Source organism: Moritella sp. (assembly GCF_013215705.1).
Lineage (GTDB): Bacteria > Pseudomonadota > Gammaproteobacteria > Enterobacterales > Moritellaceae > Moritella.
On sequence record NZ_JABSQR010000007.1, the window covers coordinates 230896 to 255206 of the forward strand.

20 protein-coding genes and 2 pseudogenes are annotated in these 24311 nt (G+C 39.4%); 4 read left to right on the forward strand and 18 right to left on the reverse strand.

Annotation, left to right across the window (positions count from 1 at the left end):
- Nucleotides 1–6: 6 nt before the first annotated feature.
- The 4 genes from HRT96_RS05605 to HRT96_RS05620 are packed head-to-tail and all read right to left on the reverse strand — an operon-like array spanning nucleotide 7 to nucleotide 4345.
- Nucleotides 7–1911: an ATP-binding protein gene (locus tag HRT96_RS05605; protein WP_293153469.1), complete on the reverse strand. Its 1905-nt coding sequence runs from the start codon at nucleotides 1909–1911 to the stop codon at nucleotides 7–9.
- A complete protein-coding gene (locus HRT96_RS05610) occupies nucleotides 1901–2194 on the reverse strand; it encodes a hypothetical protein (RefSeq protein WP_293153472.1) in 294 nt (97 codons plus the stop codon). The genes HRT96_RS05605 and HRT96_RS05610 overlap by 11 nt, the downstream gene beginning before the upstream one ends.
- Complete coding sequence (locus tag HRT96_RS05615; protein WP_293153474.1) at nucleotides 2184–3386, reverse strand: EAL domain-containing response regulator; 1203 nt, start codon at nucleotides 3384–3386, stop codon at nucleotides 2184–2186. Before HRT96_RS05615 ends, HRT96_RS05610 begins: the two co-directional genes overlap by 11 nt.
- A gap of 2 nt (nucleotides 3387–3388) precedes the next feature.
- Entirely contained in the window at nucleotides 3389–4345 is a 957-nt protein-coding gene (locus HRT96_RS05620; protein WP_293153476.1) for a helix-turn-helix transcriptional regulator, read from the reverse strand.
- A gap of 346 nt (nucleotides 4346–4691) precedes the next feature.
- Between HRT96_RS05620 and HRT96_RS05625 the strand changes: the two genes are divergently transcribed.
- Nucleotides 4692–6116, forward strand: coding sequence for a lytic polysaccharide monooxygenase (locus HRT96_RS05625; protein WP_293153479.1), 1425 nt, complete (start codon nucleotides 4692–4694; stop codon nucleotides 6114–6116).
- Between the two features lie 86 nt (nucleotides 6117–6202).
- On the opposite strand, the gene HRT96_RS05630 is transcribed toward HRT96_RS05625, so the two are convergent.
- The 4 genes and pseudogenes from HRT96_RS05630 to HRT96_RS05645 form a co-directional block, all read right to left on the reverse strand.
- Nucleotides 6203–7648 (reverse strand): glutathione synthase, encoded by a 1446-nt coding sequence (locus HRT96_RS05630; RefSeq protein ID WP_293153482.1) that lies wholly within the window; start codon nucleotides 7646–7648, stop codon nucleotides 6203–6205.
- Nucleotides 7649–7895: 247 nt separating this feature from the next.
- Nucleotides 7896–8231 carry a metalloregulator ArsR/SmtB family transcription factor gene (locus HRT96_RS05635; protein ID WP_293153485.1) on the reverse strand — a complete coding sequence of 112 codons (336 nt, stop codon included), beginning with the start codon at nucleotides 8229–8231 and terminating at the stop codon, nucleotides 7896–7898.
- Nucleotides 8232–8327: 96 nt separating this feature from the next.
- A pseudogene (locus HRT96_RS05640) lies at nucleotides 8328–9296 on the reverse strand (DUF535 family protein).
- Between the two features lie 264 nt (nucleotides 9297–9560).
- Nucleotides 9561–9938, reverse strand: a complete 378-nt coding sequence (locus tag HRT96_RS05645) for a DUF2237 domain-containing protein (protein ID WP_293136504.1) — start codon at nucleotides 9936–9938, stop codon at nucleotides 9561–9563.
- Nucleotides 9939–10133: 195 nt separating this feature from the next.
- On the opposite strand from HRT96_RS05645, the gene HRT96_RS05650 reads away from it, so the two are divergent.
- Nucleotides 10134–10772: an alpha/beta family hydrolase gene (locus HRT96_RS05650; protein WP_293153488.1), complete on the forward strand. Its 639-nt coding sequence runs from the start codon at nucleotides 10134–10136 to the stop codon at nucleotides 10770–10772.
- Nucleotides 10773–11015: 243 nt separating this feature from the next.
- Here HRT96_RS05650 and HRT96_RS05655 read toward each other — a convergent pair whose 3' ends face one another.
- The 5 genes from HRT96_RS05655 to HRT96_RS05675 are packed head-to-tail and all read right to left on the reverse strand — an operon-like array spanning nucleotide 11016 to nucleotide 19545.
- The gene (locus HRT96_RS05655; RefSeq protein ID WP_293153491.1) at nucleotides 11016–11606 is read right to left on the reverse strand and encodes a DUF1566 domain-containing protein; all 591 of its coding nucleotides are present in this window, start codon (nucleotides 11604–11606) and stop codon (nucleotides 11016–11018) included.
- 2 nt (nucleotides 11607–11608) lie between these two features.
- Complete coding sequence (locus HRT96_RS05660; protein WP_293153494.1) at nucleotides 11609–13099, reverse strand: DUF1566 domain-containing protein; 1491 nt, start codon at nucleotides 13097–13099, stop codon at nucleotides 11609–11611.
- 5 nt (nucleotides 13100–13104) lie between these two features.
- On the reverse strand, nucleotides 13105–15387 hold the full coding sequence (locus HRT96_RS05665; RefSeq protein WP_293153497.1) for a proprotein convertase P-domain-containing protein: 2283 nt from the start codon (nucleotides 15385–15387) through the stop codon (nucleotides 13105–13107).
- Between the two features lie 9 nt (nucleotides 15388–15396).
- Nucleotides 15397–17529, reverse strand: a complete 2133-nt coding sequence (locus tag HRT96_RS05670) for a TonB-dependent hemoglobin/transferrin/lactoferrin family receptor (RefSeq protein WP_293153500.1) — start codon at nucleotides 17527–17529, stop codon at nucleotides 15397–15399.
- Nucleotides 17530–19545: a prolyl oligopeptidase family serine peptidase gene (locus HRT96_RS05675; protein ID WP_293153502.1), complete on the reverse strand. Its 2016-nt coding sequence runs from the start codon at nucleotides 19543–19545 to the stop codon at nucleotides 17530–17532.
- Nucleotides 19546–19755: 210 nt separating this feature from the next.
- On the opposite strand from HRT96_RS05675, the gene HRT96_RS05680 reads away from it, so the two are divergent.
- Nucleotides 19756–19983, forward strand: coding sequence for a hypothetical protein (locus HRT96_RS05680; RefSeq protein ID WP_293153505.1), 228 nt, complete (start codon nucleotides 19756–19758; stop codon nucleotides 19981–19983).
- A 38-nt stretch (nucleotides 19984–20021) separates the two neighbouring features.
- Here HRT96_RS05680 and HRT96_RS05685 read toward each other — a convergent pair whose 3' ends face one another.
- Both HRT96_RS05685 and HRT96_RS05690 read right to left on the reverse strand, forming a co-directional pair.
- On the reverse strand, nucleotides 20022–20324 hold the full coding sequence (locus HRT96_RS05685; RefSeq protein WP_293153507.1) for an NAD(P)H-dependent oxidoreductase: 303 nt from the start codon (nucleotides 20322–20324) through the stop codon (nucleotides 20022–20024).
- 26 nt (nucleotides 20325–20350) lie between these two features.
- The gene (locus HRT96_RS05690) at nucleotides 20351–20815 is read right to left on the reverse strand and encodes an Lrp/AsnC family transcriptional regulator (protein ID WP_293153509.1); all 465 of its coding nucleotides are present in this window, start codon (nucleotides 20813–20815) and stop codon (nucleotides 20351–20353) included.
- Nucleotides 20816–20945: 130 nt separating this feature from the next.
- Between HRT96_RS05690 and HRT96_RS05695 the strand changes: the two genes are divergently transcribed.
- Entirely contained in the window at nucleotides 20946–21899 is a 954-nt protein-coding gene (locus HRT96_RS05695; RefSeq protein ID WP_293153512.1) for a hypothetical protein, read from the forward strand.
- A 6-nt stretch (nucleotides 21900–21905) separates the two neighbouring features.
- On the opposite strand, the gene HRT96_RS05700 is transcribed toward HRT96_RS05695, so the two are convergent.
- The 3 genes and pseudogenes from HRT96_RS05700 to HRT96_RS05710 form a co-directional block, all read right to left on the reverse strand.
- Nucleotides 21906–22958 carry a ChaN family lipoprotein gene (locus tag HRT96_RS05700; protein WP_293153515.1) on the reverse strand — a complete coding sequence of 351 codons (1053 nt, stop codon included), beginning with the start codon at nucleotides 22956–22958 and terminating at the stop codon, nucleotides 21906–21908.
- 119 nt (nucleotides 22959–23077) lie between these two features.
- Nucleotides 23078–23498: pseudogene (locus HRT96_RS05705) on the reverse strand (LysR family transcriptional regulator).
- A gap of 5 nt (nucleotides 23499–23503) precedes the next feature.
- Nucleotides 23504–24193 carry a pseudouridine synthase gene (locus tag HRT96_RS05710; protein ID WP_293153518.1) on the reverse strand — a complete coding sequence of 230 codons (690 nt, stop codon included), beginning with the start codon at nucleotides 24191–24193 and terminating at the stop codon, nucleotides 23504–23506.
- Nucleotides 24194–24311 lie beyond the last annotated feature (118 nt).

The window sequence follows — 24311 nt, forward strand, 5'->3', positions numbered from 1 at the left end:
GACGAATTAATTACCGCCTTCCAAGTAACTTAAAAATATCGCGATATTAAACGGCTTTTGCATAAATAAAATATCAGCATGACATTCACTACCTGCTATCTCATTTTTATCATTCGCCGACAAAATCACATATTGGGTTTGCGTATTAGCTTGAATACATTTCATTTTGGCAATTAATTCTAAGCCATTCATCTCATCTAACTGATAATCAACAATGACAACATCGGGTTCTGCATTCACCAATTGGGTTAACGCAACTTTCGAGTTATTCGCGCAAACCGTATTAAACTGCTGTTCTGCCAGCATCGCGCTGCATACTTCGAGGTTAAAGCGGTTATCGTCGACAATTAAAATACTCATATCACCATAATTAACGGAGTTAAATTGTGGCAATGACGTTGATTTATCAAACTGACAGGGAAAGTGTAGCATGATTTTAGTGCCTTCATCCTTCACACTGTGCAACCTTAACTTGCCGCCAATCTGGGTCAGTAATTGGTTACAAGTATAAAGCCCTAAACCAATACTCGAGACTTGTTGCTGCTTCGACTCAGCATCGATCGAGAAAGGATTAATTAACAACTCCTTGGTTGATTTTGACATACCGAGTCCAGAGTCTAGGATCAGAATACGTAAATAATAACCCCGGATGATTGATTCATCGTTAAATGCAGGGCGCTGACATATATCAATATGGCAACTTACGGTCTTACCCGTACTGTACTTCAATGCATTATTGATCATGTTAGTAATCACTTGAAATAACTTAGAACTATCCACACTGATGACAGCAGGTAACTTGTCACTAACATGAAAATCTAATATTTTTCCGGCAGGAATACTCAACTTATTATAATAATCTTGGATGTTACCTATGTATTGCAGGGTATTAATCGGCGCATTATTTAGCACTAATGTACTCGTGGTGGATTTACTGTAATTCAGGGTATTTTCTGCCACCGAATACAGCAAATTAGCCGACCACAGCATCTTATCAATAATAACACTGTGTTCATCACTGATCTTAGGCATGTCTCTCAGCATCTGGCTGTAGCCTAATAACGCATTAATCGGCGTTCTTATCTCATGATTAATACTCGATACCATCGCAACATTGAATTTATGCTCTCGCTCAATACGGTTAAATAAATGCTTATTGACCAATTTAAAATACAGCAATACAGCGATCAGAGCACAAATAAACAAGGTGGCTAACAGCACGCAGATAAATTCAATTAATCTTGTCGAGGATACTTGAGACTCAATACCCAGAGTATAATAAAAATTATACTCTGGGATACTGATATCTAAGTCTGTGCGGTAACGAAGAAAATCTGGCATCAGATTAGTTGACTGCATCGTACAGGCGTTATTCTCAACAAATAATGGCAATAGTGAGTATTGTAAGCACGTATTTTTTAATTTATTGATGTTAAATAACAAGCTCTCGAGTGGGATAGCATAAAATAAATATGGCATATTGGGCTCATCAATATCGAGAACAATTAATCGATAATGAGGTAATAAGCCGTTCAAACGGCCATGCTTATCTCGGCTTGTTACTAACGTATCTAATTGTGGGATAAATGTGCGGTCCGAGATATAACCTAACGCCAACTCTGGTGTTAATGTAAAGAGTAACGCAGCTCTTTCATCTAGCAACTCTCGAGTAAATATTTCAAATTCTGCTCTTTTTACACTTTTAGATGATTTAAAAAAAGATTGCATCGCATTCATAATCAGTTTGTGCTGAAAATAGTTTTCTTGGTTAAATGCCATCAGCATCGATACTTTTTTATCATGATTATATTTAAATTCATTCAAACCATAACTGGTAAATACAGTAACAATTACAGTCGTAACAAGCAGACAAATGCAAACATAACTGCGCAGATTAAATTTATAATTCATCAGCAATCGCTACCACTTGCCCGTGAATATGCTCAACCATACAATGTAATTGTTGATGCCTTGTTATCTCCTCAATCCGAGCATCAAACTCAAGAGATAAATAACGACATATACCTTTAAGCTGATGTTTTAGCGCATTAAGCTGGTCATTATTTTCAACTAATCTAGTTTTCGAGCTAATGTTAACAAGCTCCTCGACTAATGCTTGGTATAAAGGTAACCGTCTTTCTTGACTATAATGCCAGAAGAAATGACGCACGTTATCACTGATATCAACGAACATTAACGGCAATGTCCTTATGCACATAACGATTAACCCAAGCTGTTAAATAGCGGCCTTCAATCGGCGGACTATATACATACCCTTGCGCGATATCACAACCCAGTTCAGCTAAAATATTAAGCACGCTTTCAGTCTCAATACCTTCGGCAACGACACTCACCGACATCTTTTTAGCTAAGGCGATCGTCGACTCAACAATAAGGTGATGTTGTTCATTGGTATCAATATCACAGACAAAATAGCGATCAATTTTAATTTCATTAAACGGAATGGTATCTAAGCGTTCATAAGTCGAATAGCTTTTACCAAAATCATCCAGTGAAATACCGATGTCATTAATAATCAGTCGAGCGATAGAATTCAGTACACTGGCTTGATTAATAATCTGTTGTGATTCGGTCAGTTCTAAAGTTAATTTGATATCAGCATGTGCTTGTTTATGGCGGATTATGTAGTCAATCAAGTTATCACAGCTTAAGTCTTCTGCGGTGACATTAATCGATAATGTATAACTCGATAACGTCTTTTCATAGGCCCAGAATTTGAATGCTTTCGCGACAATTATCTTAGTGAAATCAACGTTCAGTCCTGCTTTATCAATCAAAGGTAAAAACGTATCGGGATAAATATAACCATTTTCATCGTACATTCGAGCTAACACTTCAAAGCCGATGATATTATTACTTTTCATATCGACTTGAGGTTGAAAGCAAAGTAATACTTGTTCATCGGCAAGCAGTTGATTTATGTCATAATCAGAGACACTTCCCGGTGATTTAACGACTATCTTATGGCCATGCTGACGTTGCAAACGGGCTGCTTCCGCTAATATAAAATCCATATTAATCGGCTTTTCAAAAACGCCGACCAAGCGCAGTTTCAAACTACTGGCAATACTACCCACTAACGCCAAAGTACGTTTATCCGAAGAACTAATCACAGCCAGGGGAATATCAGCATAACTCGCGTGCTCAGATAAAAAATTAATCACTTCCATGCCATCACAGTGATCCATTTTCAAATCCAAGATCAGTAAATCAATATTACCTTCATTAGCCACAATCGCTTCAATACCTTGATTTGCATCTTCAGCTTCAAACGTCTGAAAATCATATTCGAAGGTACTCTCGATAAGATCAGCTTTAATCGCTTCTCGGACAAATTTTTGGTCATCTACAATCAAAATATTCATAATTACTCCGCGATACCGACATTCGTAGGCTGCATTTCTCGTGTTGGTATAACAGAAAGCATCAGCATATTTCGGTTGGCCATGACTTCAGAGCGACTCATAATAAACGAATAGTTCTGAATGATTTTAGATTGGTGTTCAATTGGTTTAACTTTACACATGGGGATCTTCATCTGCATTAATTTTTGTTTCAATTTGCTATCACAAGTACTAAAACTTAAATATTCAATCGCTTTATCTGTTGCTAACTGATTAAGGTAGACAGACATCATATGATTATCAATGGCAGGAGAAACACCAAACGAAGAAAGCACTACCAAGACATTCGCGCGCTCTTGTTTCGCAACATTCAGCAGTTCCATTATACCGATACTGCAATTCATGAATTCAAATAATGCTTTGGTATTTACTTTACAAAACAGGCAATGCCCTACTAATTGGCTAAAACTGCAAAATGCCGAGACTAAATTAAGCGGTTTTAATAATGCTGTTGAGGTTATTTCTTGGTGTGTAGGAAATAAACGCGGGTTACCTTCATACATTAAGCAAAGTTTTAACATCGATGCAAAATTAACGTGGTCAGGCAGCATTGACTTGGTATGATATTGATCATTGTTATAATAAGGATGTGCTGCTTTGTCATTTTTTCCGCTACCCGAAAGCTGAATGGCATATAAGCTTTCTTTGACAAAATCAATATCTGAACTATAGATATTAAACAGGTCATCACCAAACACTTCGGCTATTTCTGACTGTTTTGTTAAAGACGGTGTGTTAATACCACGTTCCCAACGGCTAATTGAGATCGTATCTAAGCTATCAAAAAAATGACTTCTTTCATTTAATAACGCCCGTAACCCTTCTTGTGAAAGGTTATGCTCTGACCGTATTTTTCTTAAAAAACTTGAGAATACCCTCATTATTATTGTTTTTTGATAAGAGTATTTTGTGTATCCCATCTTCACTTCCAATTATATCGAATGCCCTTATCACGAACTTAATCACAGTCATTGCTCAACGACATTAAACACTAAGTTTGAAAAAAACACTACCAATCAATAAAAATCAAATATATGTTTATACATGCATTAGTTCCACAGTAATACTTTTCACTTTTAAAAAAAAAATGCCTACATGCTAAGCAATTTCACCATTATCCCTACGACTAGGCAGATAATTACACATATCCATAAAGTATTACTCTAGCGATAAGTGTGACAGGTCGTTACGATAAACGGGCCGCAATGGAGCACCACAGGTTCAGTGTCAGCACATCAAACATTAAATGAACATGGAGTTTATGATATGAAAAAAATAATATTAACGTCACTCAGTGCTTTGGCTGTGTCAGTCGCATTAGTACCTACAGTCGCTATTGCACACGGCTATGTTGCAGGCCAGTTTCCTTCACGCGTTAATTTATGTCATTCAGATAATGGATCTAAAAATGATTGTGCAAGCGCGTCATACGATAGACAAAGCTTAGAGGCGCCGAAAGGCTTTCCAGCTACTGGTCCTATTGATGGAAAGATCGCATCAGCACAAAAAGGCGGGTCATTTGATGTGCTTGATCTGCAATCATCAAACCAATGGTATAAAACGAAGATCCAAGCAGGGTTAAATGATTTCCATTGGTTTAGCACAGCTAACCATAAAACTACTGATTACGTTTATTACATCACCAAATCTGATTGGGACCAAAACGCGCCATTAACTCGTGCATCTTTTGATTTAGCTAATCCTTTCTGTGTCATTGACATGGATGGTCAACAACCACTGAAAAATTTAGGTAACTCACATAGCTGCAACGTGCCAGCGCGCAGTGGGTATCAAGTTATTCTTTCCGTTTGGACCATCGATGATACTGACAATGCATTTTACAATGTTATCGATGTAGAGTTTGAGGACGGTGTAACGCCACCACCACTACCCGATGTTTGGCAGCAAAGCACCACAATTACCCCACAAGCAGACTTAGTCGTCGGTGATAAAGTCAAAGCCCGCTTCTTTGATTCCTCAGTTGGTTCATTTACTCACGAAACGACCATTGAAATTAGCTCTGCTGCCAATGGTAAAAAGAATACTTGGTCTTACAATATCGCCACTGCGATTAATGCTAATCAAACCGATGTGCAAGCGGGATCAAAAAGTGACGATGATATGTTTACCCCTGTTTACGGTAACAACCCTATCTACTTAAAAACAAGCTCTAACCTTAGCTCTGTTGAAGTGGACATTATTAAAGCCGAAGCCCCTATTGATGACAGTATTAACGTTGTAGGCCTAAAAGATGAATATGGCATCGACAATAATGCGGTAGACGTTACCTTTAGTATTGAAGCGGTTGGTAACTTAAATGTCACCAATACTATCTTTGATGCCAATAATAACGCCATCGCCTCAGAGTCTAAAAATGTGAATGACACGGTTGAGCACTTTACCATATCACTCAACAATGCAACCGCAGGTATCTTTAAACTGGTCTCAATTGCCAACTCAAACGATAACAGCAACCTATCACTGCAAGAATCAAATAACTTCAAAATCCTTGCCGCTGACATTCCGGGTGATTGCCAAGATATCCAAGCAATTGATATCAGCAAGCAATACCAACCAGGTAATGAAGTTTCATACCAAGGTAATGTTTACCGTGCAGAGCGTTGGACAGATGTCGGCAGAACACCTAATACCCAGTATTCAGGTTGGGTATTAGCCGGCTCTTGTAAATAAGCCGCTATACACGACTCCTTAGCGAGAACATAAACCACGCGTGATGATTAATATTGCGCGCGGTTTAATTATTTCAACGATAAGGACTAGCGATAAACCAATGAATCGACCGCTCCCTGCCCACTATGAACGCCGCCTTCCATGACGTTCGCTGGTTTACTCCGCACTAAATAACCCGCCACAGCATCATCAATAGCAACACCATCAATGTTGACGGTAAAAATACCGATTTCACTGATCATATCGCCAATCATGCTCGCTTCACCATTGCGAATAATCATGGTCGGGTGCGATCGAGGCAAGGGCACGATTTTGCGCATCAACGACCAAGACTCATACTCTGCTTCATCAAGTGTTCTTAGTTTAGTCACAATATCCTCACCAAACACACAATGACCACCACCTTCGCCCTGATTTTTTAACACCCAATTATCGAGCCCGGTTGTCATTAAATGCGCAATTGAATCCGCATGCAATGGCAGCATCTCACCAAAAAAGGGTTTAATGGTGAATGCTTCTTGCTCAGTTAATCCAAATTTAATCAGCGCTTGTGCAGGAAAATTAGATAACAACATTTGTACCCGTTTACTCGATGCCAGTTGCTGAGCGATGGTCGCATTCATCGCAATATCATGCTGCTCTAGCGTCATGCGCACCGACATCAATGTTCTGCAGCAATACTTTTCGATAATGGTTTTATCATAATAATCACACTGCTGATAACCAGCACGCAGATAGACTACATCAATTGGCTCATTATTTAATAACAGACGATGGTTATCGCCAGTCGACAATTGACCGTATAACTCGGTAAATGTTTTTCTTAACGTGCGAATACCTTTTGCATGTAACGCATATTCTAATAAATGCTGGTCATAGACATTATCTTCATGTGCTTGCACTACCATGACAAACGTCGGTTTACCTGCATCCTTGTGTTTTTGTTTAATCATACATGCAGACTTGGCGATACCATCAGCGAGTCTTTCGATTGCATCATTAGCGATAAATTCAGGCGGAATTTGTGCGCTAGGTTGGCTCGGTGAATGATTATGCTCTGTATAAGTTTGAAATAAATCAGCATGCTGCGCCGCAATATAACGATACAATTCAGATGCAAGTTGACCAAAAGGCCCCATACCAGCAGCAATCCCATTAAACTCAATCAACTTAGGACCTAATTGCTGATCATCCATAAAGTCAGTTCTCATGATCAGTAAAGGCGTCGCTCGACGGGATTGGGTTAACGATAACTTATTATGTAATGTTAATAATGCCGAAAATAACGGATCGGTATCGGCAATAGGCGCTATAGCTTGTTGAATAAAATCGTCATCTTTGGAAATAGCATGTAATAGTTGACCAAATAATCCAGCCGCCTGTTGCAACCCCTCAAAACGTACTTTATCGATACTGCTTGGTGTTAAGGTAAATGGACAATGCAAGCTACTGGCATTACTTTGCTTGAATACTAACGAATGCGCTAATGCCCATTCAACACTATCTGTAACTGCTATTTCTACATTCTTCATACCGTCGACCCCGTTGCAAACAACGTTAAAGCATCACCAATAAGCGACGCTAACTATTTCCATGAAACTGGAAATATAGATCAACGAGTTTTAACTGTCAAATATACTTCCATAAATGCAGAAATATATGAAACCTATATTAAGCAAAAAAAGACCTGGATTTAAAAACACCACTCAGAACAGGTGGTGTAAAATATTAATAAAAACAATAGTTAAAACCATCATTTAAAAAACAGTTAAAAATGTATTAGCACTGTTTTTCGTTATTAATGCTGTCATTGCACGTATCGCTCTTCACTTCATCAATACAACATTCATCTTGTAAAAAACCAATCACAGATTGTAATTTTTCATATTCAGCCACACAGTACAAAGTACGTCCTTCACGGCGCTGTGACAGTAATCCTGCAGACGCTAAGCTAGCGATATGGTGTGATAACGTCGACCCTGGAATGGATAATTGTGATTGTAAACCACCCACAGCAATACCTTGATATCCGGCGCGAATAATACTTTTAAAAATAGTTAATCGCGTTGGATGTCCCAGTTCCTTCAGTGCTTTCGCAATAACATCAATATCCATTTTTATATCTCCACCATACCCACTAATAATATATATTTCGATACTAGCAGAAACATATTCGTAGCACCAACAGATAACGAGTTAACAACAGCCGAGTTAATCAGTACGGTTAGTGATACTTGTATTGTCGGTTACTTTCAGAACTAGTTTTTCACTGATTTCTTGCATTAATTCATCAAGCCATTCATAACGTTTACGATACATTGCACGTTTGCTACGTTTAAGATCTTCCGGTGATTTTCTCACGTCAAGCAAATCGAGTTGATACAGATTTTTGTTGTATTTAGTCGCTCCTAGCTACTCCCAATGATTGTTATAATTGGTTTTAATCTTATCATCAGCATAACGTTTTGAACTATAAACATGCCCTTCATTAGTGACAAGTAAAAGCAGCTCGACATCCCAAACTCTAGCAATAATAGTCAATATTTTAACCATCAGATCTTTAGGTCTCTGACCAAAATGTTGTTTAGTAAAATATTTTATTTGCTCTTTAACTTCAAGCGTGCTTTTCGGTCCTTGAAGACTACCAACCGTAATAGTTCGGCCAGTAGCAGCATTATCACAAATGCTGAACGTGATAGAATAAAAAATATTACCATTCGGATCCAACAACTTTATGCACAAGTCACCTTCTTTATGATTTGGTGAATAATAGCTAAGTGTCACACGGTATTCATCTTCTCCCACCATAAATTTGGTAACTTCAATTCCCTGCTTTGTTTCGTAAATAGCCAGTCCAGTGTGCGCAGGTAAACATTGGCTAATAAAGCGATAATGCCCAACTACTAATTTAGTGCGACGTGCAATACCATTGCCCATATGAAGATAAGGACGAAATATTTTTCCTAAAAATCGTACATCTTGCTGCAATAATAACTGGAGAAAAGGTGCATCAATACCACGCTGAAACTGACGAAAATACGGATAAAGAATCATTGTTCGCAATACAAATTTAGAACGATAACTTTTCTGTTTCTGTTTCTGTTTTAAATTAGAACACTGATTCTCGCTCGAATCTGGATAGGCAAGCCAACTTAACTCTCGGATACTTTTGCTGTGCATTCTTGATACCTTAATTATGGACACTACTCATAAAATATTTCAGTTCCATCACCCCAACTACGGTTTTTAGTTTCGCGGCTAAATTTGATACAATATAAATGAGCACACGACTAAGCAGGGGAATGACTTTACTACTCTAAATTAGTGGTCATATATACACTAAAAATACCTAATTTGGAATAAGAAAACTGTAAGCGTATGTCAATACACTTACAATTTCAAAGGCATTTACAGTGCAAATACTAAGGTAATATCCTTAATTGGTTAACTCAAATCCATGGTATAGCGTTTAAGTAATTCCATTGGCACTATCTCTAATGCACGGATATGGGTTCTTTTTAAATACACTCTCGGCGCCATCTTATCTTCTAACGCTTGTAACCAGCGCGCGGCACACAAGCACCAACGATCACCCGCTCGCAAACCGTGAAAACCAGATTCTGGCACTGGGGTTGATAAATCATTCCCCTTAAAACGCGAGTATTCTAAAAATTCAGCCGACACTTCAATGCACACCGTATGCGAACCCGCATCTTGGCTGCAGGTATTACAGGCACCATCACGATAAAAACCAGTCATAGGATCATCGCCACATAATGCCAACGCTTCGCCAAATACATTGACTGAATCATACATTTCCATTACAAACGCCTTTTATAGTAAGAGTTAGATTACTTAGAATTAAAGTAAAATTGAAACTTAATAACCCTAGCACTTATTGTTTTAACCGTCTACGGGGCTAATTTAATGATGTCATTACGCTGCTACTCGCAATCGCGTATAATGACCTTTTAATGCGTCCTTGCGCATAGATACTATTCACGGCATAGGAAGATCATGGAACTCATTTATAACGGCCCAGTTGATGGCCCATTATTTATATTTGCTCACGGTGCTGGCGCGCCTGCGAGTGCTGACTTTATGGAAACCATCGCCAAAGGATTAGCCTTACAGGGAATACGCGTCGCACGTTTCAATTTTCCTTATATGCAGCAGCGTGTTGATAATGGTACTCGCCGACCACCAGAGCGCGCACCGAAACTCATCGCGCAATACCAACAGCTTATTGCCAGCATTGATCAACCTATGGTGATCGGGGGTAAATCAATGGGTGGACGCATGGCCAGTTTAGTCGCATCCGATCCAACCACAGATGAGTTATCCGTTAATTCGAAAATCAAAGGCATTGCCTGTTTAGGTTTCCCTTTTCATCCAGCCAATAAACCCGAAACATTACGTACCGAGCACTTCCCATTGATTAAACAAGCGGTTTTTATTGCTCAAGGTGAGCGAGATAAGTTAGGTACTAAAGAAGAAGTGGCAAGTTATGGCTTACCAGATAATATTGACTGGTTATGGCTAGAAGATGGCGATCATGATTTAAAACCAAGAGTAAAAAGTGGTTTTACTCATCAAGCTCACCTGCAGAAAACCATCATCAGCATGGCCGAGTTCATCAAAAAAGCACTGCTTTAACATTTGATAGCAATCACTATCCTATTTATAAAAAATACGATTTCAGGCCGTGGGCCCTGTTATTGTCTGTCGGTGGTCGTGTCGGTGACTAGCCGCGCCTTGTGAATAAAACATGAAATCATGGGTAGCGTATTTTTAAAAGAATGATTTAACAATTAATAAAAAGCGGTGAGATAGACACCGCTTTTTATTTTTATCCTTAAGAAGAAATCATTTTGACTTCCTTGTACTTACTGATTTTCCTTACTCAGCAACTAATAAAATACCAAACTCATATTTACCTGGTAATTGAGGATAAACTTCACCATTCATTGTGTAATAAGTCATTATTTTTTTACCATCAGTCCCCTTTGCAACATCATCAAGATCAAATACATTATTTGCTGGCGTACTACTCCATAACTTTGCAGATGGGTCTGCGACCTCCTGTTTGAAAGTCTCAGCAAAAACTTTCGTATTCATAGCAGGTCCATAACAAGCAACTTCAGTTAATGAATATAATTCTTTAACATTAGGTAAACGCCACTGCTTCATACCTGAAAACTGATGCAGAGCATGGTTACCATTTGGATCATTAATTGTTTCAATGGTAGTCAGCGCGCTTTGCCAGTAAAAAGTCTGTGGTGTGCCATCACAGGTTTTATCTACCTTATTCCAGGTTTGTCCAAGTCGACAACGCATCCAAGTTAAACCCGTTAGTTGGTCTTTTACAGAACCTTCATCATTAAGGACAAAACGTGTATCGGGTGCTGAACGCGCAATATCAACAGAGCATTCCTGTGCGATAGCGGAGACAGAAACAAGAGCAAGTAGAGAAATAATAAAGTGTTTCATGGTTATTTACCTTCAGTAGAAACTAAACGAACAGGGTATAGGTATGAATCAGAAATATAAGAATTATCAGGATTATCAGGATCTACGCGATCAGTATAAATCTCCGAGAAACTCACCTCACCTCGACTATTACCAAGCGTACCTATTGCTCTAATACTGATTGCGCCTTTTATATTTTGATCCACAGAGTTTGGGTAACTCACAGTCTGAGTCCAAACACTACCGACATCAGTATAATTTCCACCCTTACTTTGATTTGGAAAATACTTAACGGTGAGTCCATAAATATGGTTTTCTTCATTCACCTTCGTTTCACCAAAGTCGATTAAATTATAAAATTCATATCCCGTTGGTAACCGCCAATCACTTTTACCACATAATTCAATTTTATTTAAATGCTCAGTATAATCTTGTGTCGAGCAGATCTTATCCCCATTGGTTTTACAGGTAGCTTCCGCTAAATCTTCTTTATAAGGAGTGACTAGACCCGGGATCTCAAGTGCGAACCAACGATCTTTATCTTGCAGTGAATCAGCAGAATTCGTTTTTGACTCCCAAACTAAGCCGCTACGTTTATCTGCAATACAGCTCCATTCATCAGCGTCATCGCTCAGTTCTATCCCCTTAGCATCTAGCTTAACGAATTTAAACCCCTTGCCAGAATTATTATCGCGGTCCACTTTATCAAAACCAAAGTCAGCATCTTGACCTGGATAGTCTTTCTGCGGTGACACTGACCCTTTGTTTTCATCGGCATCCGTATGATAAAGCGTTACGCCAGTATCATTGAGACCTACGTTATTTGCAGTTATCTTTTCTAAAGCAAGGACAAGTGCAGCAGACTCTGTACCGCTTAATAAATCTGACAGTAAGTTACTTGCACCATGTTGCAGGTGTGAGCCTATCAGAGCGGTAACATTCATGCGTTTTTCATCATTGACTTGTTTCATCAGTGACACAATATTTTGATCAAGCGTTGCCAGCGATGCATCATCAAGATGATCAATCAAACTGCCATTAATATCGACACCGAGTGTGGGAAACTGTTGTTCTAAGTAAGCTAGCGCGCCTTTATCTGTCATGCCTCCAGCCATTAGTCCAGCGACAAGTGAACTAACGCCATTAATGATATTACCTGAGGTTTTTTGCAGCCCTGGAGCAATAAGATAATATTTTTGTTCTGAATCTGAAGCTGCAAGTAATTTTTGTCTTGAATCTAAAGATGCAAGCAAAGGTCTATTTAGAATATCTTTACTGGTATGTGTGATTGTAAATTCACCATTCTTATTTGCTTGTACAACTGGTTCATTACTGTCACAAGTAAAGTTTTGGTTTAAATCTGCACACACTTTGCTATCCAGCGCGATATTTTGCGCTGCAATAGTCCCTGATACTGAGTATGTAGGGGCTGATGTATCGGTATCGGTATCACTAGAACTGTTACATCCAGCAAGTGCTAATGACATAGCAAGAATTGTTAATTGAGGTTTCATTAGTATTATTTTCTCAGCGTTGTTAAAAACGTGCTTCGCACAATCGATAGTCGACTAGCTAATAACGTCAAAAGTAGAGTCAAGAATGATAGCGAGGTACTACCACCAGAACTCTGGTTGGTTTTTTTATTATTATTTTCATCTGGACACATGTAATTATCGATAGGACTGACATTCCATGATTTTAACTTTCCACTGTTTTCAGTTGCGTAATCGATAATATCTAAACGCCATGTACCCCAGCTAGATTCACCTTTAAATACCGACATGACATCATCGAACTCGGTAGTAAAGTAGCCCGTAAACCCAGATGTATTTGATTTTTCATGCTCGAGTAAATTGACCTTCGTCCCTCTTGGAGAAGTAAGAAAGACTTTCAGGTCCGACAACTTGTCATGCTCGATATCAAGAAATACGGCAAATTGTTCACCAACATCTGCATTTCGATCTGTGAGCGTTAAGTTAAATGTTTTTACCCCTTTTATACTGCCTTTTGCATCTGGAATAAGGCTATCGACATGCTTAATATCATTACTCAGCTTAGGTACGCCGTATACCAAGGTTTGGATATTACTCCATGCTTGAGAAACTAAATCATCTTCGAATTTATAGGTGAAATTAGTTTCCAATTGCATCGCTTTACCACATATTTTAAGTTGCGGTAGTGGCGGGGAAATATCCAATGTTGTAAACTTATCATGCTGAAATTCATATTCTTTCGAACCTGATAACACCACCATCCCTTGCACTGATGCTTGACGATCTGTCGGGGAAATTGTCACTGTAAGCGCTTTATTCGGGTCAATATATTTTGATGAGGTCTCGATGCTAAAGGCTGATTTGAGTAGACCATGCACGTTAAAATTACGAGTTAAAATATCGGCGTAATCTTTATCTGGATACATGGTTTTCGCGACATATACCATATTCTGTGCGAGATCATGCATTTTAAGACCTCGACCAAGTCCATACATCGACTCTAATACTAAGGCATCAAACTCGGTAAACGCGTCAGCTTGATACAAAGCAACGGCGTCTTTTAAAGACTGGAATAACGGTGTTGACCACAGTTCATCACCCAATTCACCAGCAACATACTCATGCGCTCTATATTCCGCATGTTCAAAGTAGCGTGCATCTTGGTTTGCCAGACTGCGGATACCTTTTTTATGTCCAAAATAACCATCCCAATTGAACACGGTATCAATTTCAAAGACTTGACCAGAAGAAAAAGCGTCTTCAAATTGAGTACGATAACTATAACTTCCCGCCCAATAATCACCAAAACCCTCACCGATGGCACCGGTATGGCCATAAGCCCAGTCAGGTACAATATGATAATGAATGCCATGCCCAAGTTCATGAAGGACAATATCGCCATCCAATGCATCTGGCGACCCTCCACCGATCCCAAATACCGCCGCCTTAGGACCGTAATAATAAGTTGAGTTATTCGCCGCTAATCCACGTGCATCAAACAGAATGGGATCAGTAAAAATATCAAACCCTAACGATTCGATATAACGGGCAGATAAATCTAAATGATAAAAAGCCATCAGTTGCGCAAAGGCGTTATCAGTAAAGACTAATTTCCCCAGCGCTTCCTCTGAAGCAAAAGACAACGGCTCACTTTCAGATAAAAATAGGCTGCTATCCGCACTTTCATCACCAGAGATAGGATCAATACTCACGAGCGCCTTTGCATCAACCTGCGCCACACGCGAGTTCGAGAGGTAGTATTTATTCCCCGATTTGAGTATTTCAATATTTTTAGACATGTACTGAGGCAGATTTGGATAATCTGTAATATCAGCCCATAGTGAATCAGGGACAGGTTGACGATCCATCGTTCTTAAATCAGGTGTAAACACACCAACTGAAACAGTCTTAATCTGTCCCAGAGATAATGCTGGCGGTCTTGTTGCTTTAAGTGTTCTTGATGCCTCTAGTTCGGCAGCAATGATTGGCTCACCATTTCTAACTACTGTATTTTCTAAACTTTTGAACACACGATTAACAAAAAAATCTTTATCGGTACTAAGCACGATCGCTTTTTGAGGTTGATATACACCCTTGATCAATACATTAAAATTGTAATGGAGTCCGAGTTTAGATTCTGTTTGATAACGTAGCTGATAATCACCAAACTCAGGATACGATTGCTTAAGAAACGTCAGGGCTTCTTCGGCATTGTTAACTGTCGTTTGAATGTTTGGATAATCCCACTCACCAGCAGTAACCGATGCAGAACCAATCATCAATGAAATACACAATAAACTTGGTTTCATAACGCCTCCTTAAAAAATGTACTTAGCATTGAATGTAAAATAACGACCTGGTTCAGTTGAATATTTAGTAGCACTGCTGCTGATACCTGCAACGTCTTGATAGCGAATATATGCTCGGTCGAATAAGTTCACTACATTGGCACTGATTTCAAGTCCAGAGCTAAAGTAATAGCTCGCCCCCATATCCAATACGCCCCAGCCTGATGTCGCTGCACAATCAGTTTTTAAACCAATATCAGTAGCACATGCAGGAGTTCGATTCATGCTGCCAGCCCAATCAAATAAGCTGTAAACCGTTAACTCTTCTAACTCATAAGTCAGCTTAACGTTGCCTTCCCATGGCGTAATACTGCGGACGTAATCACCATCTTTGTCCTTGCCGTCGACATAACCCGTTTTAAAACTTGTCGACCAATTTTCATCAAGACGATGCTCAACGCTCAACTCCATGCCATAGGTTTTTACACCATCTACATTTTGATATTGTTTAAGATAATTACCTGAAGCGTCTTGGCCGACTTCTTTTACATCGATAAAATTTTGAAACTGTTGGTAAAAGATCGCACCATAAATTTGTGTTCTACCGTTGTTATATTTACTCCCGAGTTCAAATGAGTCACTGGTTTCCGCTTCAAGATCCATGTTAGGAATAATAATAAATGGGGTTAAGGGAATAAATTCATGCGAAACATAACCGTAGGCTTTATCATAGCTAGGGGCACGATAGCCGTGGTTATAAGACAAGTAAGTATTCAATTCATCCGTGAATTGATAGGAAAATGATAGGCTTGGCGAAAGTTCATTGCTTTCAATATTTTTAACACTAAAACCACTGATCTGATCATCAGAGCCCGGAGTTAATCGATGTGCATCAAAACGTAAACCACCCGTAATCGTCCAGTCGTTAATACCGATCACATCACGTATATAAGTTCCAATGTTATAAGATGTTGCTGGCGCAAAAGGGCTGTTTGCTTCGACTTTATAACCGTTCGAATCAAGCGTGACTTTATTGTTTGGGCGTTCGTAGCTATTTGTAGTCATACTTAAGCCATAAGCAACTTGATGATTAAGACTGCCGCCATCCATCATTGAAACAAAGTCACTACCAATACCAATGAGTTCATCAGTAAATAACTGTTTTTTAATTTGACGTCGATATTCTTGGACACCGTTTTTTTTCTTAGTCATCAAACGGTTAGTATTACTGTCATTTTCCGTGTTTCGCCAATATACCTTAGTCTTCATCTCATCAAACCACGAATCATACGGTGTGAGTACCATACCAATATTCAGCCCAAAACCATCTGTAGCGGTCTGCTCATCAAAGGTTACGATCTCCATTTTGCCATCTTTCTGTATTGATGCCGAACCTTCTACGCGGTGTAAATTATCGGTAAAATAGTCAACCTTAGCATTGAACATAACGCTTTCATTGACAAAATGGTTAACGCTATAAGCCATGCTATAACCATCAACATCTCGGTTATAAAGATCTTGATTAAAATTACGCGTTTCCTCACCAATCCAGTAAGCCATATTAACTAAACTTTCAGTATCTCCAGTACGAAAAGCGAGGTTACTGGCCACTTTATACTTATTACTGATCCCAGTGTAAGTACCAGATACATCGAGATATAAATCGTCATCTTTAAGATAATCAGATGCATCTTTCGTGGTAATAATGACAGCACCACCAATAGCTCCAGAGCCATGAATGGACGAACTCGCTCCTTTTACCACCTCAATCGATTTCACATTGGATAAATCAAAAGAGTTCATACCAACCTTATCATTGAGGTCTAAAGCACCATATCCATCGGATGTTTTAATACCATCCATGGTGATTGCAATACGATTTCCTGACATACCACGGATCGTAATATTTTGTGGTCGCCCTGCGCCGCCAGAAACGCTCACACCAGGTTCATTTTTCAATGCATCATAAAGCTCTGTAGCCCCTTTCTTTTCGATTTCATCACCATCGAATACAGAAATAGACCCCGCCACTTTAGAAAGAGGTTGTTCAATAATATTGGCTGTTACAATTGTTTCTCCATACGGGTTGGAGTCCGAGTTAGCAAACGCAGCATTATTAATTAATACACTCAATACAGCTGTTGAGAGGATAGAAAACTTCATTTATTGTTCCGCTTTAGTTAATTTGTCTAAGGTAAGTAAAAAACTATATTCTCTCGCTTGGTTAGCAAGTGATTGCCTTCTATCACTTGCATGTCCCGCTTTAAAATTGGTATGGAGTAGATAGGGTCCTGAGCTTTGACTCATTTGTGATAACTTGGCGATGTACTTAGCCCCCTCCCAATAGGGTACGCGGCGATCTTGTAAACCAACCCTCGCTAATACTGGTGGATAGCCTTGCGCTTTTAGGTTTCGTATCGGATCATAAGTACGCATGACAGATAATTGACTGGCTGAATTCGGGTTTCCCCACTCATCATATTGTTGTGCCGTAAGGGGTAAACTGGTATCTGACATACTTGCAACGACATCGACGAAAGGTACTTGCAATACAGCGCCAGAAAATAACTCTGGGCGTTGATTTAGTGATGCGGCAATTAAGGTACCACCCGCACTCCCCCCGATAGCAAAGATCGGGTGCTGACCATTTTTATAGCCTTTCATTGACTCAGCAACCTGAGTGAAGTCTGATATAGAGACGACTTTATTTATGCCCGCACCGGCCTTATGCCACGCTTCACCTTTATAGCCACCACCACGAACATGAGCGATAGCGTAAACGATCCCACGATCCATTAAGCTCGTTATTTGCGGCATAAAATAAGGCTTCATCGTCACGCCGTAAGCACCATAACCATAAAGGAATATGGCTGATTCTGCGTTAAACTTATCTTTGCGGTAGGCAAGCGTCACAGGAATATTTTCATTACCTGATTGAATATTAATTTGTTCTGTATGGTATAAAACCGGGTCAAAAGTCGGGTAATTATCCTGAGATAACAATGTACGCTGTAATGTTTTGGTATTTAAAATGTCCCACTTAGGTGGTGTAACCATAGACATGGTACGGATATGTAACTTATTACTGTTGTAATCGCCAGCGCGGCTTAACCATTCAACTTTGCCTTTAGTGCCGAGATCGGTACTGAAGCGAACTAGCCCACTTTTTGATAACACATTAATTTTTTTAACTTGCCCAGTTTGTGTTATGACGACAGGACCTGCGCTAAACAAATAAAAATTATTTATCTGAACGCCGGATTTCGGTTGATAGAAAATAGTCCATTGTGATGGTTCGCTTAATGAACTACGATAAAGTTTAAATTCACCGTCAAGGTTACTATTTAAATACAGCGTCTCTTCATCCACATCTGCGTAGTATTCAACATCAGCTTTACGTGGACGTATTGGCGCACTCAAGTTACCTGACTTTAATGATAAAAGTCTTTGCTCACTACTCGACTCATTATTTGATTGAACCAACGCATAATCTTTATTTGCACTCGGATAAAAAGACAGCAACCAGTCCTTAGAGGTTTCTTCTAATAGAAACTCTGACGGTGTAGCGTTAGCGACATAAAATCGTTGGAGTGTATTCGGTCTTTGTGTTTGGTCTTCTAATCCAATTAAATAGAGCGTCTTACTATCTTGACCCCAAATGATATTAGCGGCATAGCCTTTCGCAATGACAATTTCTTTCTGAGTGGATAAATCGATTACTGTGATCGTATATTGCTCTGCTCCATTATAATCCTCGGCTAATGCGACATAACGAAGATCTTGGCTTATAGTCCAAGAACCTAATTCATAATAATCCGATTTGTCTTGTCGAAGGCTGATATCAACAAGCACATTAAGGTTTTTACCCGTTAAATCACGAGTAAGCAGAGCGCGCCTGCCATTATGATTGGTAATATTATATTCAGCCTCCCCGATCAGTAACCAAGGTTGATCACCACGTTGTGCACGATTGCTATTCCACTCAGCTAATAGCTCTTTTTGAAGCGGCACTGTCGGCTTAAGCCAAGCTTTCGTTTGTTGGTTTTGCTGCTGTAAATAATTAACAACTTTATCGTTGTCACGAGAATCATCACGTAACCAATCAAACTCATTCGCCTGGATATTTATACCAGCAAACATAAGAAGGATAATTAACACATTAATTGGATTAAATTTCATGTCTCTTATTTATAAGCAATTAAAAAGATGAGAGACATTAAACTCAAATACAAATGAGATCAATTATCATTCTCATATTAGTGTGATATACCTCACGTTATCAGCGGGGTAATAAGTGATTAATGTTTAGAGGATGTTATTTTCGACTGGTTTCTATACAAATAACATAGTTAAAATATAATAAGATAATGATTAATAAAGATGTTTATCTTGACTAGATTCATGAATGATGGGGTATTTAATGGTGTCTTAGCGGGAGAAAATGCAGTCGTATTAGTATGGGACAATACTGCACATGTATTAGCAACTGATGATTCCCAGATGGAGATTAACTTTACCGTATCAAGATTAAGTTCAACCGGCAATGATCCTGATGTGAATATGAAGGTGATGTCGAGATCCCAGATCCAAACATCAACATCTATCAAGTTTTTATGACTGTGCGTAATTGTTCATTGAATGGCCACTATACTGGGTTAGGGACTCTTGATCAGTCGATAGATATTTTTATAAGCCACGGTATAAGAGCCATTATGTTCCGCAAAGGCAATAAGAATGCCGTAACTTCCCGCTATTTTAGCCAAAAAATCTTTAGCCAGTTGTGGATGACCAATCTCTTTTTCTTTATCTTGACCGTACAAAGGTAATTCATAATCATTGAGGTCTAATATTTCAACCTGTACGTTTTTCAATAAACTGGCGCTGTATTTTTCACCTGTATGCTCCACAGGAAATAGTGAAACCAAGTTAATTCTGGTACGACCATTGGCAGAGGTCAAAATGAAATACTCAATATGTCCTATCGCTAATCGGGAATAATCACGCAGGTATCATATTTTACTCGGTTCATCGATATCTGGGTTTTAAAGTTTTTCATATTCGGGTCACTGTACAAGTGACGTTGGCAAAAGTCGTCATACTGCTGCATATTCTCAACCGTCACTAATAATACAAAATCCACTTCTCCGGTGACTTGGTAACATTCTCTGACTTCCGGAGCTCTGCGGATATGTTTAATAAAACCATCATTCAGATCTAATCTATCTCGCTCCATTTCCACATTCACAATCATGTGTAAACAGGTACCGAGTTTGTCTTGGTTTAGCAATACCACCTGGCTGGCAATAATACCTTCACTTTTTAACTTCTTCACGCGCTTAAAACAAGCCGGTGGCGATAAGCCAATCAGCGAAGCAAGTTGTAGATTACTCACCGAGGCATCTTGCTGTAACTGGCGCAAAATGGCTTTATCCATCCGATCGAGAAACATAATTAACTTAACCTAAGAAAATAAGAAATATATAACAACATTTGTACCCGATTATAGAAATAATTTCTAGTTGCTTGCATATAATAGATGGCATTAAACACTTATTCACCGCAGACATGGAAACCGTCACATGCTTACAAGCTTAAAATCTTTATGTCTCGATGTTTGGCGTGTTTATCTCACACTGCTTAAAGTCATGGTACCCGCGCTTATTATCGTTAAAGTATTAGATATGATTGGCGGTACTGTGTGGTTAGGAAAGCTGTTAGCACCGCTGATGAGTTTAGTTGGTTTACCCGAAGCGATGGGCTTGGTATGGGCAACCGCTATGCTCACCAATATCTATACGGGTATGGCGGTATTTTTTGATTTAGCTGGCGACAATCCACTCACCGTAGCCCAAGTGTCAGTCCTTGGTATCATGATGCTACTCGCACATGCATTACCTATTGAAGGTGCTGTCGCGAAGCTATCGGGTATCTCTTGGCGCGTTACCTTGCCACTGCGCATTGGCGGCGGTTTCATACTGGGTATGATCACCAATCAAGTCTATTTGTTGGGTAACTGGCAGCAACAGCCCGCCGAGATCGTTTGGCAACCGACCCCCGCCTCATCTAGCCTATTTGATTGGGGTATAGCGCAATTAACCATGCTGGCTTCTATCTTTTTTATCATTGCCGCATTGATGATATTACTGCGGTTATTAAAATGGTGTGGTATCGAAAAACTGATCCAAGCCCTGCTATCACCGTTTTTAAAAGCCTTAACCATAGGTAAAGAAACCACCAATGTTTGTGTGATTGGTTTAGTACTGGGATTAAGTTTTGGTGCCGGATTATTAATTGATGAGGCGCGTACAGGTAAAATCAGTAAGCGTGATATTTTCCTCGCGGTATGCTTTTTAGGACTAACCCACAGCATTATTGAAGATACTATTTTGATCTTATTATTAGGTGCTGACTTGATGTCTATTTTATGGGGGCGTTTGCTGTTTGGTTTTATTGTTATTGCAATATTAGCGCGTTTTATCGAGCAGAAATCACCTTCCTGCTCGACCAATAAACCAATTGAAAAGGTTTCTTAAACGGGTTTACTCAATACACGTTAACTTATCATTACGCTTAGATAAGCCCTTAAATGACGCCATCATGTTGGCTTCTTTCACGAACTGCTTAGGTGGCGTAATAACCTGAAGACGATAATCGCTTGATGACGTTTCAGTGGTTGTCATCAAGCGATTCACGTCAACAGGCGTAATAATAACCACGTTCAACTCGGGTGCGCGCGCCAAAATACTGGCCGCTGTACCCAAGCCATTCTCGGTATGGAATTTACCGGCAATATGCAGTACTTGTTTATTTTTACTACCTAATAATGGTTTATTCGCGTTATCGGCTAAATAGTTAACAATGCTCTCAGCCATAGTTTCATCCCATGTCACTTGCGAAGCAAATTTATACTCATTTTGGCTTTCATCGCCATGATGCATCGACGCCATAAAATGGGTTTTGTACGGTGAGTCTTGGGTATTGATATTCGCCGCTAACCACGTGCGTTCATCAGCAGGTAATTTTTCCACATAGCTAATACCTTTTGTGCCGATACAACGGATGATATTTTTCGGTGCATTGGCAGCGATAATATCAATATTGTTACGCTTTGCTAGCTCAACAAGCGGACGATAATCACTGGTATAATTTGGCCAGGTATTCGCTTGTTTTATTAGCGTCCCTTCCCCTATTTCACCTGCTAAGTAAGCATTCACAATCGCTTGTTTATCGCGAGTAAACTGCTCCATTGATAGGGTCACATTACCGTTAGCCGCAATCATGGCTTGTAATAATTCAGTTTGAAAGCGATGAATACCAGCATGAGTATGCCACTCACCCACCAGCACCACATCGGCATCGTGAATGTCTGCAATAAAGTCTTTTAAGTTAATATCCTGACCCGAGGGCGACTGTAAATTATAATCATAGTAAGTAATTACTTCCGATGAGATGATCGTTTTATCTACCGCAGAAAATAAAGAAGAACTTGTGCAACCAGCAAGTATGGAAACAAGTACGACACAGATACAACTGCGTTTATAATTTTTGAATACAGGTACTGATGGAGAAGATAGTTGATAAAAAGTAAACATATAACACCCTAATAATAACGACCACCAATAGTAATACATCTCATTTGCAATAACAAACGGTGTATTATATCGCCCTTTAAATAATCAGTATTCATACAAGCGCTCGATGTAAAATTCGTTTATGACAGCAAACATTGCTTCGTCGCAGCAATAACGGTTTTCACGCGATTCGGTATAAACTTATTTAAGTGCCCCCCAAGATACAAGGTTTCAGCAACAGGTATTGCGAGATGGTGGATCGTCACCTTTTCTGGTGAAGGGAAAGCAGCGACCGCATGTGCAGGCAATACTGTAAACCAAGTCCCATACTCACAGGTTCTAAGATCAGATTTTACCTTCCACGTATAAGCGCTGACCCGCATCCGTGAGGGTGAATTGCTTACCTTCACGGATCAGTAAGTCTTGGCCTAACTGCGCTTCCAATTTTCGGATATGCTGGCTAATACCCGACGGGGTCATGTTGAGTCGATCTGCACTGCGGGTAAAATGGCCGACTTCCACCAGCGTACAAAAACTACGGAGTAAAACAGGGTTAATCATTACGTTTATGCTCCAAATGAATTTACTTCTCTATCGGTTAAATAACGCCACTGCCCGACCTCAACATCCAACTGAATTGCACCAATTTTTTCACGGTGTAAACTCACCACACGATTCCCCACAGCCGAAAACATGCGTTTTACCTGATGGAATTTACCTTCAGTGATCGTCAGTAATACTTCTTTTTGGCTTACAACTTCCAAGATTGCCGGACGAGTTAATTGCTGTTCGCCTTGTAATTGCACGCCATGGGCAAATTTAGCCGCGACATCATCGCCAATAGGACGCGATAAGCCAACACGATAAACTTTCTGACAATGTTTGGTTGGGGTAATAATATTAAATGACCAACGGCCATCATCTGTCACTAATACTAGTCCGGTAGTATCGGCATCCAATCGTCCGGCAACATGTAATTCTGATGCATTAGCGACATCGATATAATTAAATAATGACGGGTACGCTTCATCGATATTAGAACAAATGGTATCAGCGGGTTTATGCAAGAGGATATAACGAGACGACCTTGCGGTGAGTATTTCGCCATTTAAAGTGATGTGGTTGTTTTCATGTACTTGTGTAGCAACATCTAAAATGACATCGTGATTAACCGATACACAGCCGCCAGTGATCATAGCGGTTGCGTCGGTTCGGGTTAATTCAGTACTCTTACAAACAAACTTATCAAGGCGCATTAACAACATTCTATAATCAAATAAAGATCGCTATTATCCTTATTCAGCGGTAATAATCAACGCGATTTTAAATATCAATAGATAATATCTTGGCGCTAAAACAAGTAAGTAAAGCATG